Origin of the sequence: Prevotella marseillensis (assembly GCF_900625065.1) — a bacterium.
Classification (GTDB): Bacteria; Bacteroidota; Bacteroidia; order Bacteroidales; family Bacteroidaceae; genus Prevotella; species Prevotella rara.
Genome location: NZ_UYXY01000001.1, coordinates 1,393,924 through 1,406,902, shown reverse-complemented (window position 1 = coordinate 1,406,902; position 12,979 = coordinate 1,393,924). Strand labels below are relative to the sequence as shown.

General features: G+C 57.6%; 13 protein-coding genes and 1 pseudogene. 9 read left to right on the top strand and 5 right to left on the bottom strand.

Annotated features, from left to right (window positions below; translation table 11 throughout):
- Window positions 1-4: 4 nt before the first annotated feature.
- Genes EJL04_RS05895 through EJL04_RS05875 form a run of 5 tightly spaced genes read right to left on the bottom strand, consistent with a single transcriptional unit; the run spans window position 5 to window position 4,020 of the window.
- The gene (locus EJL04_RS05895) at window positions 5-1,312 is read right to left on the bottom strand and encodes a phage portal protein family protein (protein WP_125104366.1); all 1,308 of its coding nucleotides are present in this window, start codon (window positions 1,310-1,312) and stop codon (window positions 5-7) included.
- Window positions 1,313-1,316: 4 nt separating this feature from the next.
- Window positions 1,317-1,736 carry a phage protein Gp36 family protein gene (locus EJL04_RS05890; protein ID WP_125104365.1) on the bottom strand — a complete coding sequence of 140 codons (420 nt, stop codon included), beginning with the start codon at window positions 1,734-1,736 and terminating at the stop codon, window positions 1,317-1,319.
- 12 nt (window positions 1,737-1,748) lie between these two features.
- A complete protein-coding gene (locus tag EJL04_RS05885; protein WP_125104364.1) occupies window positions 1,749-1,979 on the bottom strand; it encodes a hypothetical protein in 231 nt (76 codons plus the stop codon).
- Window position 1,980: 1 nt separating this feature from the next.
- Window positions 1,981-3,543, bottom strand: a complete 1,563-nt coding sequence (locus tag EJL04_RS05880) for a hypothetical protein (protein WP_125104363.1) — start codon at window positions 3,541-3,543, stop codon at window positions 1,981-1,983.
- A 3-nt stretch (window positions 3,544-3,546) separates the two neighbouring features.
- Entirely contained in the window at window positions 3,547-4,020 is a 474-nt protein-coding gene (locus EJL04_RS05875; protein WP_125104362.1) for a terminase gpP N-terminus-related DNA-binding protein, read from the bottom strand.
- A 254-nt stretch (window positions 4,021-4,274) separates the two neighbouring features.
- Between EJL04_RS05875 and EJL04_RS05870 the strand changes: the two genes are divergently transcribed.
- The 9 genes and pseudogenes from EJL04_RS05870 to EJL04_RS05830 all read left to right on the top strand — a co-directional run bounded on the left by EJL04_RS05870 (window position 4,275) and on the right by EJL04_RS05830 (window position 12,978).
- Complete coding sequence (locus EJL04_RS05870; protein ID WP_125104361.1) at window positions 4,275-5,216, top strand: HK97 family phage prohead protease; 942 nt, start codon at window positions 4,275-4,277, stop codon at window positions 5,214-5,216.
- A 45-nt stretch (window positions 5,217-5,261) separates the two neighbouring features.
- Window positions 5,262-6,296: pseudogene (locus EJL04_RS05865) on the top strand (hypothetical protein); the annotation flags it as partial.
- A 273-nt stretch (window positions 6,297-6,569) separates the two neighbouring features.
- Window positions 6,570-7,034, top strand: coding sequence for an N-acetylmuramoyl-L-alanine amidase (locus EJL04_RS05860; protein ID WP_125104360.1), 465 nt, complete (start codon window positions 6,570-6,572; stop codon window positions 7,032-7,034).
- 14 nt (window positions 7,035-7,048) lie between these two features.
- Complete coding sequence (locus EJL04_RS05855) at window positions 7,049-7,516, top strand: hypothetical protein (protein WP_125104359.1); 468 nt, start codon at window positions 7,049-7,051, stop codon at window positions 7,514-7,516.
- Complete coding sequence (locus EJL04_RS05850; protein ID WP_241209945.1) at window positions 7,479-7,829, top strand: hypothetical protein; 351 nt, start codon at window positions 7,479-7,481, stop codon at window positions 7,827-7,829. Before EJL04_RS05855 ends, EJL04_RS05850 begins: the two co-directional genes overlap by 38 nt.
- Entirely contained in the window at window positions 7,819-8,310 is a 492-nt protein-coding gene (locus EJL04_RS05845; protein WP_125104358.1) for a hypothetical protein, read from the top strand. Before EJL04_RS05850 ends, EJL04_RS05845 begins: the two co-directional genes overlap by 11 nt.
- A 4-nt stretch (window positions 8,311-8,314) precedes the next feature.
- The gene (locus EJL04_RS05840) at window positions 8,315-8,806 is read left to right on the top strand and encodes a hypothetical protein (protein WP_125104357.1); all 492 of its coding nucleotides are present in this window, start codon (window positions 8,315-8,317) and stop codon (window positions 8,804-8,806) included.
- Between the two features lie 92 nt (window positions 8,807-8,898).
- Entirely contained in the window at window positions 8,899-9,030 is a 132-nt protein-coding gene (locus EJL04_RS16715; protein WP_277595994.1) for a hypothetical protein, read from the top strand.
- A 51-nt stretch (window positions 9,031-9,081) separates the two neighbouring features.
- Window positions 9,082-12,978: a hypothetical protein gene (locus EJL04_RS05830; RefSeq protein WP_125104356.1), complete on the top strand. Its 3,897-nt coding sequence runs from the start codon at window positions 9,082-9,084 to the stop codon at window positions 12,976-12,978.
- Window position 12,979: the final 1 nt, after the last annotated feature.

Sequence of the window (12,979 nt, the reverse complement as noted above, 5' to 3'; positions counted from 1 at the left end):
GGGCTCAGTCGAAAAAAAGGCGTGCGTTTTTTTGCTGTTTGTTGTCATCTTCCTCCCCATCCTTGCTTGCCGGAACCTGTGCAGTGCGCCTTTCTCCGACGGGCATGTTGTACTTTTCCGCAAAATACTTCGGGTCGACTTCGTAGCGGTCTGATACCATCTTTTCGAAGGCCACCTGCTGTTCCGGGGTATAGTCCACCGAATCGTCCCATTCAAAGCGCAGCCCCTTGACCGGGAAGCCGTGCTTCGCCATGCGCGGGATGAGCTGGTTGTTCACGATGTCGGCCAGCATGGTGCGGTCGCTTTCCACGAGGTTCTCGAACACTTCGAGGTGCGTCTGCGACTGCGACAGGCTGGAGCCGTCCTCAATGGTCATGGTCTGTCCGATGATGAGCTTGGACAGTTCGGAGTTCGCCCTGTCCACGCGCTTGTCATACACGTTGAAGGCGTCGCCCTTGGTGCTTTCCACGACCTCAATCTCCGTGCCTTCCTGGAACACGCCCCAGAGACTCGCTCCCATGCTGTCCATCATGTGTTCCATCTTGGCCAGTTCCTTCTCGTCGCGGGTGGTGGTCTTGGCAATGCGCATGGGCATGCCGAAAATCTCCGCGAAGGTATCCCAGAACGCCAGCGCGTTCTTTTTCGGTATGGTCTGCGTGGCCGCCTTGAGGAACAGTCCGAGGTCGTCCGGCTGTCCCGCCTCGATGAGCCAGTCTGCGAACGGGGCGCGGCGGTATTCGATGCCGGTCGTCCAGTCCTGTCCGAGGTCGGTGACGACACGTCCGTATTCGGGTATGACGTGCTTGCGGGGGATGAGCTTCACACCGTCGTAGCAGACGCAGCCGTCCCCGTCCGTCACGAGGTCGCCCAGTTCGATGAGCGAATGGCCCCAATAGACCGAATCGAGCGACAGCTTCATCAGCTGGCGGAACCATGCTTGGTTGAAGTAGTGCGCCGCTTCCTCCACCTCCTTGCCGTCCGTGCCGACAATCTTGAACGAGCGCGACATGACGAACCCCTTGCGCTGCTCGATGCAGCCGGAGAGGTGCAGGTCGGCGTCCACGTCCCGGTAGATGTCGTACAGCAGCTTGCGGTTGGGGCTGTCCACGTTGATGGCCAGCTGCCAGGCGTTCCGCCAGTCCTGTATGTCCTTGCGCGTGAGCGCGTCGGTCGTGCGTTGCAGGTTTACGACCATCTTCCGCACTTTCCTGCGGTCACCTTCCTTTGCGAGGTTGAAGTCGCCGTATCTTGTATGCAGTACCCGGTTGTCATGGCCGGTGAAATACTGCCTGATGTCATTCCATATTCCCATATCCTTACCAGTTATAACGTTGTTTCTTCTGGCAGCCATAGATGAACGTGCCGCTTACCGGTTCCCCGTCCTCGTCCAGGACGACCGGCAGATCCGGCACAATCTTCCCGGCCTGCACGCCCTCCAACCACTTGACGGCCCTTTCGTACCGCTCCTTGCGTATCTCCATGCCCATCTTCTGCGGCAGGGATGCCGCCATGTGGTAGAGTGCGATGTCGCAGCAGTACATGACCACGAGCCGGTTGCGTGCGTCGCCCTCTGCGGCGAACAGGGCCGCGCAGTCAAATTTCGGGCGCAGGTACCCGGCCATTTCCTCCTGTGCCTCCATCTCGGCGTTGGCCCGGTTTTCTGAACTGACTTGTGAAACCACTTTCAGCGCACTCTCGCCGATGACCACCTTGTAATCCTCGTCTGTGATAAACATAAGCGCCTCCTTTCAGTGGGTAACGAACAATGCCCGTTTTTCGATGTCCTGCACGGTCACCCCTTTGCGGAACCGGCGGCGTGCCACCAGTTCCTTGACAGCTTTCTTGGGTACGACCTTCAATCCACCATTCAGGTAAACCACATAAAACTTCATGCCGTGTAGCTTTGAAAGTTTCACGGCCTTTTTCACGGCACGCTTGTATTGCCATGCAAAAATCAAGTCCTTTATCAGTCTGAACATATTACCAGCTGTTTTTTGAGGAATGGCGCCTCATGCCAAGCCTCGGTTTATAAATCTGTTGTCTTGTATGCTTCTGGAGTATCCAGATGGCCCCCTCGTCCGCATCCGGCGCATCATCATGCACCCGGCTTCCACGTTCGAGCGCGAGCGTCTGTTCTATGCCGACCTGCATGTCCGGGGTGTCCTTCAATGCCTCGTTATAGAACACGAAGCCGCGTTCCCACAGCGGCGATACCGCCTCGATGCGTTGGAGCTTCTCCGGTTTCTTACGCATGTCCGGCGTGATGGGAAGCTGGTAGCCTCTGCGTTTGCCTTCCTCTGTGAACTCGTCCAGGATGATGTCCTGCATGAAGTTGGCCTCCATGAAGAAAAGGATAGCCGCCTCGTCGCGCGTGCGCTCGTACAGGTCATAAAGCCAGCGCACCATGCCTGTAACGGTGTCCTGCCGGACATAGCAGTCTATGAGGTGGAGTTCCGAGCCTATCTTTCCCCAAAAGCGTGAGGCCTTGTAGTCATTGGCCGTGGTTGACTTGAACGAGGGGTCGGTATAGCACACGAGCTGGTCGTACTTTTCAAGCGGCAGCACCTTCTTGAAGCGTATCCAGTCGTGGCGGAAGATGGTGCCGTCCTTGATGGGGTTGTGCATCATCTCCTTCTCCCATGCCCGGTAGCCCACGAAGTCGCGGTACTCCTGTGCCTCGTCCTTCGTCCACTTCTCCTTCCAGACGGGATTCCCGTCGCGGTCGACCGCCTTCACTTCCGACACATATACACCTTTTGTGGCCGCGATGTTGGCCAGTACGGAAGTCTTGGAAATGAGGTTGCCCACCATGATGAAGCGTCCGCGCCCTACGTCCAGCGCTCCGAAAAGCGCCTCCTTTACCCAGTCAGTCAGGTCTTTGACGCGCTTCTCGTTGCGGCAAAGCTCGTCGTCGTCGAGGTCGTCGATGACGATGTAGTCCGGGCGTGCCTCACGCTCACGGAGACCGCGGGGCGATTGGCCGCGTCCGCAGGCCAGGAACTTGACTCCGGACTGTGCCGTGAACTCCCCTTCCTGCCAGTCGCCGATGCTTTTCTGCTCTCCGAAATCGGCGATAAGTCGCTGGTTGAACTCCAGTTCCGCCTGTATGTCCGAAAGCAGGCGGATGGCACTGTCTTCGCTTTTGCCGACCACGACCATGAAGTTGATGAGCCTCTTGGGCTGGAACATCAGCCAAAGAGGCATGAAGATGTCGAAATGGGTGGACTTGGCATGTCCGCGCGGCCACTTGAACACCGCCTTCAGGTTCGGGGTACTCTTGACCTTGGCGGCCGCCGTGTTGTGGAACGGCGCGTTGTGTATGGTGCGGACGACCTCGCCCGTCACCTTGTCGCGCAGTTGCAGGAAGTGCGGGAAATAGTATTCGCAGAATGACGCATAGTCCTTCTGCAGGCGGCGGATGCGCCTGTCCTTTTCCACCGGCGTTTCCCTTGCCAGCAGCGCGGTGTCGGTGATGGACTGGACATGCCTGCAGTGTTCCTGCCATTCCGCGTACCTCTGTTTAATCTCAGCCTGTGTCGCCATGCGTCACCTCCCCAGGCTCGTGCCCATGCTTTCGACGATATACTTGTCCTGGTACTTGTTGATGGCCTTGATGAGGTCGGGCGTGAGTTCGGGGTCGGTCTGCGCCCGGTGCTCCAGCCACTTGGAAAAGGCCATGAACACTTCTATGGCATCCACCACGTTGGCCTTCTTGTCGAGCTTTTCAATGACCGACGATAGTTTAGCCAGTTTGTCGCCGAGCCCGGCGATGAGGTTGGCGTCCTCGGATGCGTTTACTTGTTCTATGAGCTTGTCAATGGTCAGCAACAGCTTGTTGACCAGTTCCGGGCGTGTGATGCTCTTGGCCGCCCTCGCCTCCTTCCATCCCTCGGCGGAACACCATTTGGAGACGGTGACGCGTGATATGCCTATCTTGTCGGCAATCTCGGTTTGCTCCATCCCGGAAAGGTACAACGCCCTGCCGAGCGACTTCTTCTTCTCAATGTCTGCTTTCTTCATATCTGGTAAAATCTTGAATGCGTGCGTATCTTACGGCAAAGTTGCGGCGTTTCGGGCTGAACGCCAAAAAGATAGGAAACAGTTGCATAGAAGTGTGCAACCGTTTCACACTTTTTTGGCGGCCAGCCCTTTGCGGTGTAATATTGCAGTCAAAAACAGCGACTGTCGGCTGCGTTCGGCATAATCCAAACGAGTTTGGCTCTGCCCTCACTTGCACGACAGTTGCAGCGTAAAACGCAAAACGCGAAAACAAAATGAGTGCAAGACGAGTAAGAATTTCAAACGACAGCCTGAACAGCTACGGCTCCCGTGTGCTGACCGCAGGCATGAACGTGGAGCAGTACTGCCGGAATCCCGTGCTGCTTTACATGCACGAGCGCGGCAACGTAATCGGCTATGTGAAAGACCTGAAGTCCGAGAACGGCGAAGTGACCGGCGAGCTGGTCTTTGACGAGGCCAGCGAACTATCGAAGCGGTGCAAGAAACAGTATGAGTTCGGCAGCTTGCGCATGGTCAGTGCCGGGATAGACATCCTGGAACTGAGCGACGCAAAGGAACACCTCGTGCAGGGACAGACCCGGCCGACGGTGACGAAGAGCAAGCTGTTCGAGGTGTCGCTGGTGGACATAGGTGCCAATGACGATGCCATCGTCCTGAAAAGGGACGGCACAGTGATAAATCTCGGCAAGGACGGCGAATGCCTCCTGCCATTGTTGAATAACAAACCCCAAAAACAAAAAGTTATGGATCAGAAAATGCTGGCCCTCCAGTTGGGCCTGCCGGAAACGGCTGACGAGGCGGCCATCAGTGCAAAGCTCGCGGAACTGAAAGCCTCCAAGGAAGATGCGGACAAGCTCCGCAAAGAAAACGAGACGCTACAGCTCGGACGTATCACGGCGGCGGTGGAAAAGGCCATCGCGGAAAAGCGTATCGGTGAGGACAAGAAACAGCAGTTCATCGAGCTTGGCAAGAAAATCGGAGTGGAAGACCTGGAAAGCACTTTCGGTGCCATGTCGCCGCAGGTGAAGCTGAGCGCGGTAATCGGACCTCAGGGAGGCGTATCAACCGCAACGACGGCCACTTATAAGAAATTGAGTGAAGTTCCGTCGGATAAACTGGAAGAAATGCGAGAGAAACAGCCGGACGAATACAAGCGCCTGTACAAGGCGGAGTACGGCATGGAGTGTGAAATCTGAATGTGAAACCTGATAAAGACAATGACAATGAACAAGAAAATCATGATGGTGCTGGCTGCCGTCCTGTTCAACTGCATGACAGGCGGTTTGCTGGCAATGGCGGCCGGCATTTCTCCGGCCATCGGTGCGGCCGGCATGAATGCCGTGGCCGTCCTGTTCGGCGGCACCGTGCCCCAAGGCGTGCTGCGTGCCGGAGTGTATAAGGAAATCTGGACGGGCGAGCTGGTTAAGGCCCTGCGCGGCCTGCTGGAAGGCACGTGGCTGGACGGCATACCTGACAGCTCGTCCCTGGTGAACAATGGCATCATCCACCTGGTAGAGGTGGGAGTTGACCCGGAAGTGCTGATTAACAACACGACCTACCCAATCCCGTTGCAGGCTCTGGACGATGCGGACATCGCAATCGAGCTTGACAAGTTCCAGACGAAGGTGACCCCCATCACGGACGATGAGCTGTATGCCATCAGCTACGACAAGATGAGCCGTGTGAAGGAGAGCCACTCGAATGCCATCAATGACGCCAAGTTTGCGAAGGCAGCCCATGCGCTGTGCCCTACGGAAAATACGGACACCACTCCGGTATTGGTAACGACCGGCGAGCGTGATGCCGACACGGGGCGTCTGCGCCTTGTGCCTGGTGACATCGTGCGCCTGAAAGCCGCATTGGACAAGTTGCGTGTACCGGCAGACAAGCGTCGCCTGGTATTGTGCAGTGACCATGTAAACGATTTGTTGATGGCAGACCAGAAGTTCAAGGAGCAGTACAACCTGAACCAGACGGAAGGCCGGATAGGCCGCCTGTACGGTTTCGACATCTATGAGTTCGGGAATACTCCGCTCTATACCGTTGCCGGCAAGAAGAAAGCTGTCGGTGCCTTGGCCGAAGCCGGGGAATTCCAATGCTCGTTCGCCTTCTATGTACCGCGTGTGTTCAAGGCCACCGGCTCTACCAAGATGTATTACAGCGAGGCATCGACCGACCCGGAATACCAGCGCAACAAGATCAACTTCAGGCACTACTTCATCTGCATGTTCAAGAAAGCGGATGCCGGTGTGGCAATCCGCAGCGGCTATCAAGCATCGTCGGACGGCAGCATCACGGCAGACCCGACTACCGTGACAATCCCGGCCGAGGGTGGCAGCAAGAACGTGACAGTTACTGCGAGTGGTGCATATACAGTGGGTGCAGCCCCTGAGGGCTTCAGCGTAAGCAAGAAGGGCAATACCGTGACTATTTCGGCAGAAGCCAATGAAGGTGAGCAGAAAAGCGGAACCCTGACATTGACCTTGCAGTCCAACAACAGCAAGACGGCGAAGATAACGATAACCCAAACGGCCAAAAGTGAGTAAACTATGGCACTGTTGAAACGTTTGGTATTACACTGCACGGCCACTCCTGAAGGCCGCGAAGTGAGCGCGGCGGACATCCGCCACTGGCACACCGACCCGGTGAGCAAGGGTGGCCGCGGGTGGAAGCAGGTCGGCTATACCGACATGATACACCTGGACGGAAAGGTGGAACGCCTGGTGGACAACAACGAGGACGCACAGGTGGATCCCTGGGAGATTACCAACGGGGCAAAAGGGTACAACACCACATCCCGGCACGTTGTGTACGTCGGCGGCGTTGCCGCTGACGGCAAGACCCCCAAGGATACCCGTACCCCGGCGCAGAAGAAGGCGATGGAAGCCTACGTGAAAGACTTCCACCGGCGTTTCCCCTCCATCCCGGTTGTAGGGCATAATCAGCTGGCGGCGAAAGCCTGCCCGAGTTTCGATGTGCCTGAATGGCTGGAATCGATAGGAATCAAACAATAAAAACATAGTATCAGATGGAACTCAGTGAAATTCTCAATTTCGTACTGGGTGGCTCACTTCTGGCGACCGTTGTTGGCATTGTGACGCTCCGCGCGACGGTGCGCAAGGCCAACGCGGAAGCCGAGAAGGCGAAGGCGGACGCCGAGACCGTGCGGATTGACAACGCTGAGCACGCCACCCGGATACTTGTGGACAATATCGTTGAACCGTTAAAAGACGAACTCAATGCGACGAGGAAAGACCTTCAGGCGACGAAACGCGAGATGGCACGCCTTCGCAAGGCCATTGACACTGCCAATTCTTGCAAGCATCATGACGATTGCCCTGTGCTTCGCGGGGTGCGCGAGCACCCGAAAGACAGCGCGGGAAACGGCACGGACGGAAACGGCGACGGGCCGGGCGGACAGCATGAGGAGCGAAGTCCGCCTGGTGCGGACGGAGACGGTGCCGAAGTCGGAGGTGAGGCTGGCGATACCGGCTGACAGCCTCCTGAGGCTCCCTCCGCTGGCGCAGTACAGCGGCAAGAGCGGCCAGGCCAGCGTGTCGGTGAGCCGTGACAGGGACGTGATAACAGTGTACGCGAGCTGCGACAGCCTGCAGCTCCTGGTGGAATACTACGAGCGGACATCCTCCGTGTGGCGGGAACGCTACGAGGAGATGGCCGGCCTGTACGAAGAGGAAAGAAAACAGCGTTCGAACCCCGTTAAAATCTTTTTCTACGGTTTCGGGGCTGGAATACTGGCAGGGGTTTTAATCACAATATTCATCCAAAAACGAAAGAAAGATGGCAAGTAAGAAATTCATATACGGCATAGCCGTTGTAAAGTTCAACAGCAAGGAAATCGGCTACATCGAGAAAGGCAGCTGGGATTGGGGCGGCACGAAGCCGGAGAGCACGGACGTGGAAGCCGAGCAGGTACCGGACGCTCCGGTGCTGACACTGGCCAACAAGAACGCGACCATAGCGCCGACGTTCAATCTCATCCAGCTGGACTATGAGAACATCCAGGCCGTGCTTGGCGGCACGCTGGTGGGCAGCACGGGCAGCTACACCGGCTGGAAGGCCCCGACCGACCTCGTGGAGCTGCGCGGCCCGTGGGAGATCCAGTTCGTGAGCGGCCAGACGATGAAGATACCCAACGGCACCATCATGGCCAACCTGGGCGGCAAGCTGACGCTGACGGAGGTGTCGAAGATAGAATGCCAGCTGAAGGTGAACAAGCCGGAGGAGCCGGACACAGCTCCATACGAGGTAAACGACACCGCAGGCGAATAACTTTATGGACGCTAAGACTGCACGCATGATAGAGGCCGAGGGGGCGGCCGCGCTGCTTGACGGCGGCGTGTCCGTCCCCTTGAAGGAAGTGCGCATACCGTTCCGGAAGAAGCCGCTGCGGTTGCGGGCCATGATGCGGCGCCCGCGCCTGGGCGGACTGATAAGGCTGTCGAGGGTGTACCTGCGCCTGGGCGTGACTGCGGCGGAGATGGAGAAATTTACCAAGGAGGAGGAGATGGCCTTCATCGCGGCCCACGGCAAGGACTTGAGCCTGATGGTGGCTTACACCCTGTGCCGCGGATGGCTATGGCGGAAGCTGCTCGTGCGGCCCACGGCATGGTGGATAAGGAACATGATGGAGCAACGGTACCTCATGGCGTGCATGCGGAAGTTCGTGCTGCTGCTTGGTACTGACCCTTTTACGAGTATTATCAGGTCGGCGGAACGGACGAACCCGATGAAGCCGAGGCTGAGCCGAAGAAGGAGGGGGAGTTAAAGACGGTGTACGAGCCGTCCCATAGCCCCTTTGGGTTTGTATGGCAGATAGCGGCGGCGACGGGCTGGAGCGTGGGCTACATCCTTGAGGGCGTGAACTACCAGACGCTGATAATGATGCTTGCGGACGCGCCGCGCTACGTGCGCAAAAAAGACGGCGGCAAGAGCGCGGAGGACGAGGCGAACGAAATAGTAGGATTTTTCCAGAGTAACCTGAAGAAGTGAAGAATTAAGAGTTAAGCCCAATGGGCCGAATACGACGAGGCGAGAAAGACTATGGCAAAACCTGTAGAGATAGAGATACTGTTGAAAGACCGCATGAGTGCGGGACTGGAGACCATGCAGCACAAGCTGGACGCGCTGATGGGCAAGGCGTCCGGCACGGGGGAGCGTGTGCGCATCCTCAGCACGGCCATAGCCGCACTTAATGCGCAGCTCTCCGAAATGAAGAAAACCGCCGAGACCGCCGTTCCCGACCTCGACCAAAGCAAGAACATATCCGCAATGGAAGCCCTGAAATCGAAGATAAAGGAGCTTCAGGAACAGCTGCGGCAGCTTGACGAGACGGCGGAGAATACGGATACCGTCCCGACCGGTGCGACACAAGCCGGGCGGCAGTACAACGGCCTGCACATGAGCGTCCAGCAGATAGCGAGGGAACTCCCTGCAGCTACTATGGGACTCAATATGTTCTTTCTCGCCATAAGCAACAACCTGCCTGTATTGACAGACGAGATAAAGCGCGCCAAGGCGGCCAACGAGGAACTGAAGGCCTCAGGCCAAAGCACCGTACCGGTATGGCGGCAGCTCATATCGTCAATATTCTCATGGCAGACCGCCCTGATGGTGGCCATTACCGTTCTGTCCATGTACGGTAAGGAGATTGCAAGCTGGGTGGGCAGCCTGTTCAAGTCAAAGGACGCCTTGGAGGAAACACGGCGCGAGCAGGAGAGGCTGAACAAGTCGATGGCCGACGCAAGGACATCCGCAGCAAAGGAGACGGCGGGGCTGCGCGTACTCTACGCCATGACCCAGAACGCCAACGCATCGATGCGTGACAGGACGGCGGCGGTCAAGGAACTGCAGTCACAGTACCCGGCTTATTTCGGAAGCCTGTCACAGGAGGCCATATTGGCGGGCAACGCCTCCGCCGCGTACCGCCAGTTGACGCAAGACATCATGTCCGCCGCCTATGCGAGGGCTTATCAGGAACGGTTGGAAGACCTCGCGTCAAAGAACGTGGACGAGCTGCGCGGCTCGCAGGCCGACTACAACTATATGTCAAGGAACAAGAAGGCGTACGACGATGCGGTAGCGTACATGAACAGCGCACAAGGCAAGGCGGACCGCAACCAATATGCCTTCTCCAAGACTGATGCCCATACGAGGGCGCAGTCCGGCGTGGCGATAGACCCCGAGGCCATCGAACGGTATGAAAAATACGCAAAAGTTATCGATGACTTCGAGACGCGGCGTGAGCGCTGGCAACGCCATAACGAGAACTATAAGCGCAACGAGGCCACCATGCAGTCTTATGAAGATGAAATCCTGAAACGCCAGTCCGCAGTGGAAAAGACCACGCAGGGCGCATCCTACGAGCAGGACAGGAAGGAAGCGGAGCGTGAGGCCGAGAGACGCGCGAAAGAAGAAGAGCGTCTCGGCAAGGAACGCCTGAAGGCCCGTGAAGACCTTGACAAGGACTTGCTCGCCCTGCAGCGTCAGAACCAGGACGACGAGACAGCCCTGATGCAAGACGGCACGCAGAAGAAACTGGCCGAAATCGACAACGACTATAAACAACGCATTGCAGAGATAGACAGGCAGGAGACCGAGTTCAGGAAAAAGAACAAGGAGGCCGGACTTGCCGGGCTTGGTGCGGACGGCCTGACGGACGAGCAGGCGGATGCGCTGCAGAAGGCGCGCGACAACGCCGCAAAGGAACAGGAGCACAAGACACAGGAGGTGTACGCTTCGGAGGCACGGGCCATGCGGAACTACCTCAAGGAATATGGTACCTACCAGCAGCAGAAGCTGGCCATCGCAGAGGAATACGCGGAAAAGATAAGGAACGCACAGAATGAGGGCGAGCGCCTGTCGCTCGTCGCCGGCCGTGACCGCGCCCTGCAGCAGGTGGAGATAAACGCCGTCAGGCAGCAGGTTGACTGGGGCAGCGTGTTCGGGGACTTCGGCACGATGTTCAAAGACCAGCTGCAACCTACGATAGACCGCTTACGCCGCATGGCTCAAAGTGACACGTTCAGACAGTCGAGCCTTGAGGAGCAGCAAATCCTTTATTCCCTGATAGAGAAACTGGAGCGCTCCGGCACGGCATGGGACAGCGACATATTCAAACGTGTGTCCGACGACCTGTCGGCATACCAGGAGGCGATGGGCAGATACTCCAAGGCCGTAGATGCCGCACGCGCCGCCGAAGAAAACCTCGTAAAAGCTGAAAAAGAGCTTGAAACCGCACGCAATGAAAACCGCGGCGAGGAGGGCATACGCTCCGCGCAGGAAAACGTAGACAAGGCACACGAGGCATTTGACGCCGCTTCCGAGGACGTGCGGATTTTCGGCGGGCAGGTACAGGAGACCACGGCCGCCCTCAACTCGTCCGCTACGGAGGCAAAGGCGATGTTCGACAATCTCGGCGAGGGCTTGCGCGGCCTGACTTCGGGAAACCTGCAAGGCATAGGCCAAGGCTTGATGAAGCTTGACGGCCTTTTCGGCGACAACAAGCTGACGGCCCAGGCCGGCAATGCCTTGGCAAAAGGTTTCCAGTCGCTCCTCGGCAAGGACAGCGAGGCTGCCAAGACCCTCACTGCAGCGCTTGGCGACAGCGGGCTTGCCGGAGAAATCATATCGGCAGTGCTCGGACTGCTCGACATGCTGGCGCAGGACGGCATCGGCGGAATAGTGTCAAGCCTCATGGATACTGTGCTTGGCTCTGTCAGCGGCGTGCTTGACGACGTGCTTAGCGGCGGCATAATAACCAAGCCCATGCAGTCAGTCGTCAATGGCGTGGGGAACATCCTCGACTCCCTTACGTTCGGCGGCCTCGGCTCGTGGCTCGGCGGCAACGACAAGGAGGTGATGGAGACGGTGAACCGCCTGACGGAGAGCAACGAGTACCTGCGCGAGAGCATAGACAGCCTTGCAGAGCGCATAGGGCAAGGTGACAACACGAACGCCGAGAGCATAGACTATTACAACGACGCGCGGAAAGCGGAGCTTGAGTGGGAGGAGAACCAGCGGAACATCATCAAGGGACTGGCGTCAGCCTGGACGAACACGGGGTACGGCTTCCTCGGTTTGGGCGGCAAAGGAAGCTTCAACAAGCACTCGCCGGACAGCGGCTGGGAGGGCTGGGACGCCTTCACGGAGACGCTCAGGAAAAACGGCTTCAACATAACGGTGGACAGCACGGGCGACCTGTGGAACCTGACGCCGGAGCAGATGGAGCTGCTAAGGGACTCGAACCCGAAGGAATGGCAAAAGCTGTTCAGCGGCGACGGCCACAAGAACCCGAAAAGTGCGGTGGAGGAATACATAGAGCGCGCGGGGACGCTGGAGGAGCTGACGGACGCGCTGAACGAGAAGCTGACGGGATACACGTGGGACGGCTTCTTGGAGAAGTACAAGGAGATGGTGAGGAGCGCTGAGGACATAACGGAGGAACTCGGCGACTTCATAAGCGAGACTGTGACGGACGCGCTTATAGAGAGTTTCGTGAACGAGGAGCTGAAGGACGACATCAAGGAGCTGTACGAATACATAGCCGACGCTGCGGCCGACGGCATAAGTGAGGAGGAGAAGGCCCATATAGAGGCGATGAACTCGGCGATAGCGGACAAGGCGGAATCATGGCGCGAGGCCATGACGGACTCAGGCATGATAGATCCCGGGAGCTACGGTACGTCGCAGAGCGGCAGGGCCGGGGCGTACACGGCGATGAGCCAGGAGCAGGGCACAAAATTAGAGGGGCTATGGACGACGAGTGCGATGCACCTGTCGAGCATGGACGAGAAGATGCAGGACGTAAGTGCGCAGATGGGCACTGCTGTGGACAGCCTGCGGCGGATAGAGGAGAACACGGGCAACAGCGCGAAGCATCTGGGCGAGATAAAGGATGACATCAAGAAAATAATCAGGGACGGACTTAAAATGAAGTGAC

Bases quoted from the DNA above. Each gene is read 5' to 3' on its own strand.
- EJL04_RS05860 (WP_125104360.1), top strand. From the start codon at position 6,570: ATGGCACTGTTGAAACGTTTGGTATTACACTGCACGGCCACTCCTGAA.
- EJL04_RS05840 (WP_125104357.1), top strand. From the start codon at position 8,315: ATGGACGCTAAGACTGCACGCATGATAGAGGCCGAGGGGGCGGCCGCG.
- EJL04_RS05890 (WP_125104365.1), bottom strand. From the start codon at position 1,736: ATGTTTATCACAGACGAGGATTACAAGGTGGTCATCGGCGAGAGTGCG.
- EJL04_RS05845 (WP_125104358.1), top strand. From the start codon at position 7,819: ATGGCAAGTAAGAAATTCATATACGGCATAGCCGTTGTAAAGTTCAAC.
- EJL04_RS05880 (WP_125104363.1), bottom strand. From the start codon at position 3,543: ATGGCGACACAGGCTGAGATTAAACAGAGGTACGCGGAATGGCAGGAA.
- EJL04_RS05895 (WP_125104366.1), bottom strand. From the start codon at position 1,312: ATGGGAATATGGAATGACATCAGGCAGTATTTCACCGGCCATGACAAC.
- EJL04_RS05855 (WP_125104359.1), top strand. From the start codon at position 7,049: ATGGAACTCAGTGAAATTCTCAATTTCGTACTGGGTGGCTCACTTCTG.
- EJL04_RS05870 (WP_125104361.1), top strand. From the start codon at position 4,275: ATGAGTGCAAGACGAGTAAGAATTTCAAACGACAGCCTGAACAGCTAC.
- EJL04_RS05830 (WP_125104356.1), top strand. From the start codon at position 9,082: ATGGCAAAACCTGTAGAGATAGAGATACTGTTGAAAGACCGCATGAGT.
- EJL04_RS05875 (WP_125104362.1), bottom strand. From the start codon at position 4,020: ATGAAGAAAGCAGACATTGAGAAGAAGAAGTCGCTCGGCAGGGCGTTG.
- EJL04_RS05885 (WP_125104364.1), bottom strand. From the start codon at position 1,979: ATGTTCAGACTGATAAAGGACTTGATTTTTGCATGGCAATACAAGCGT.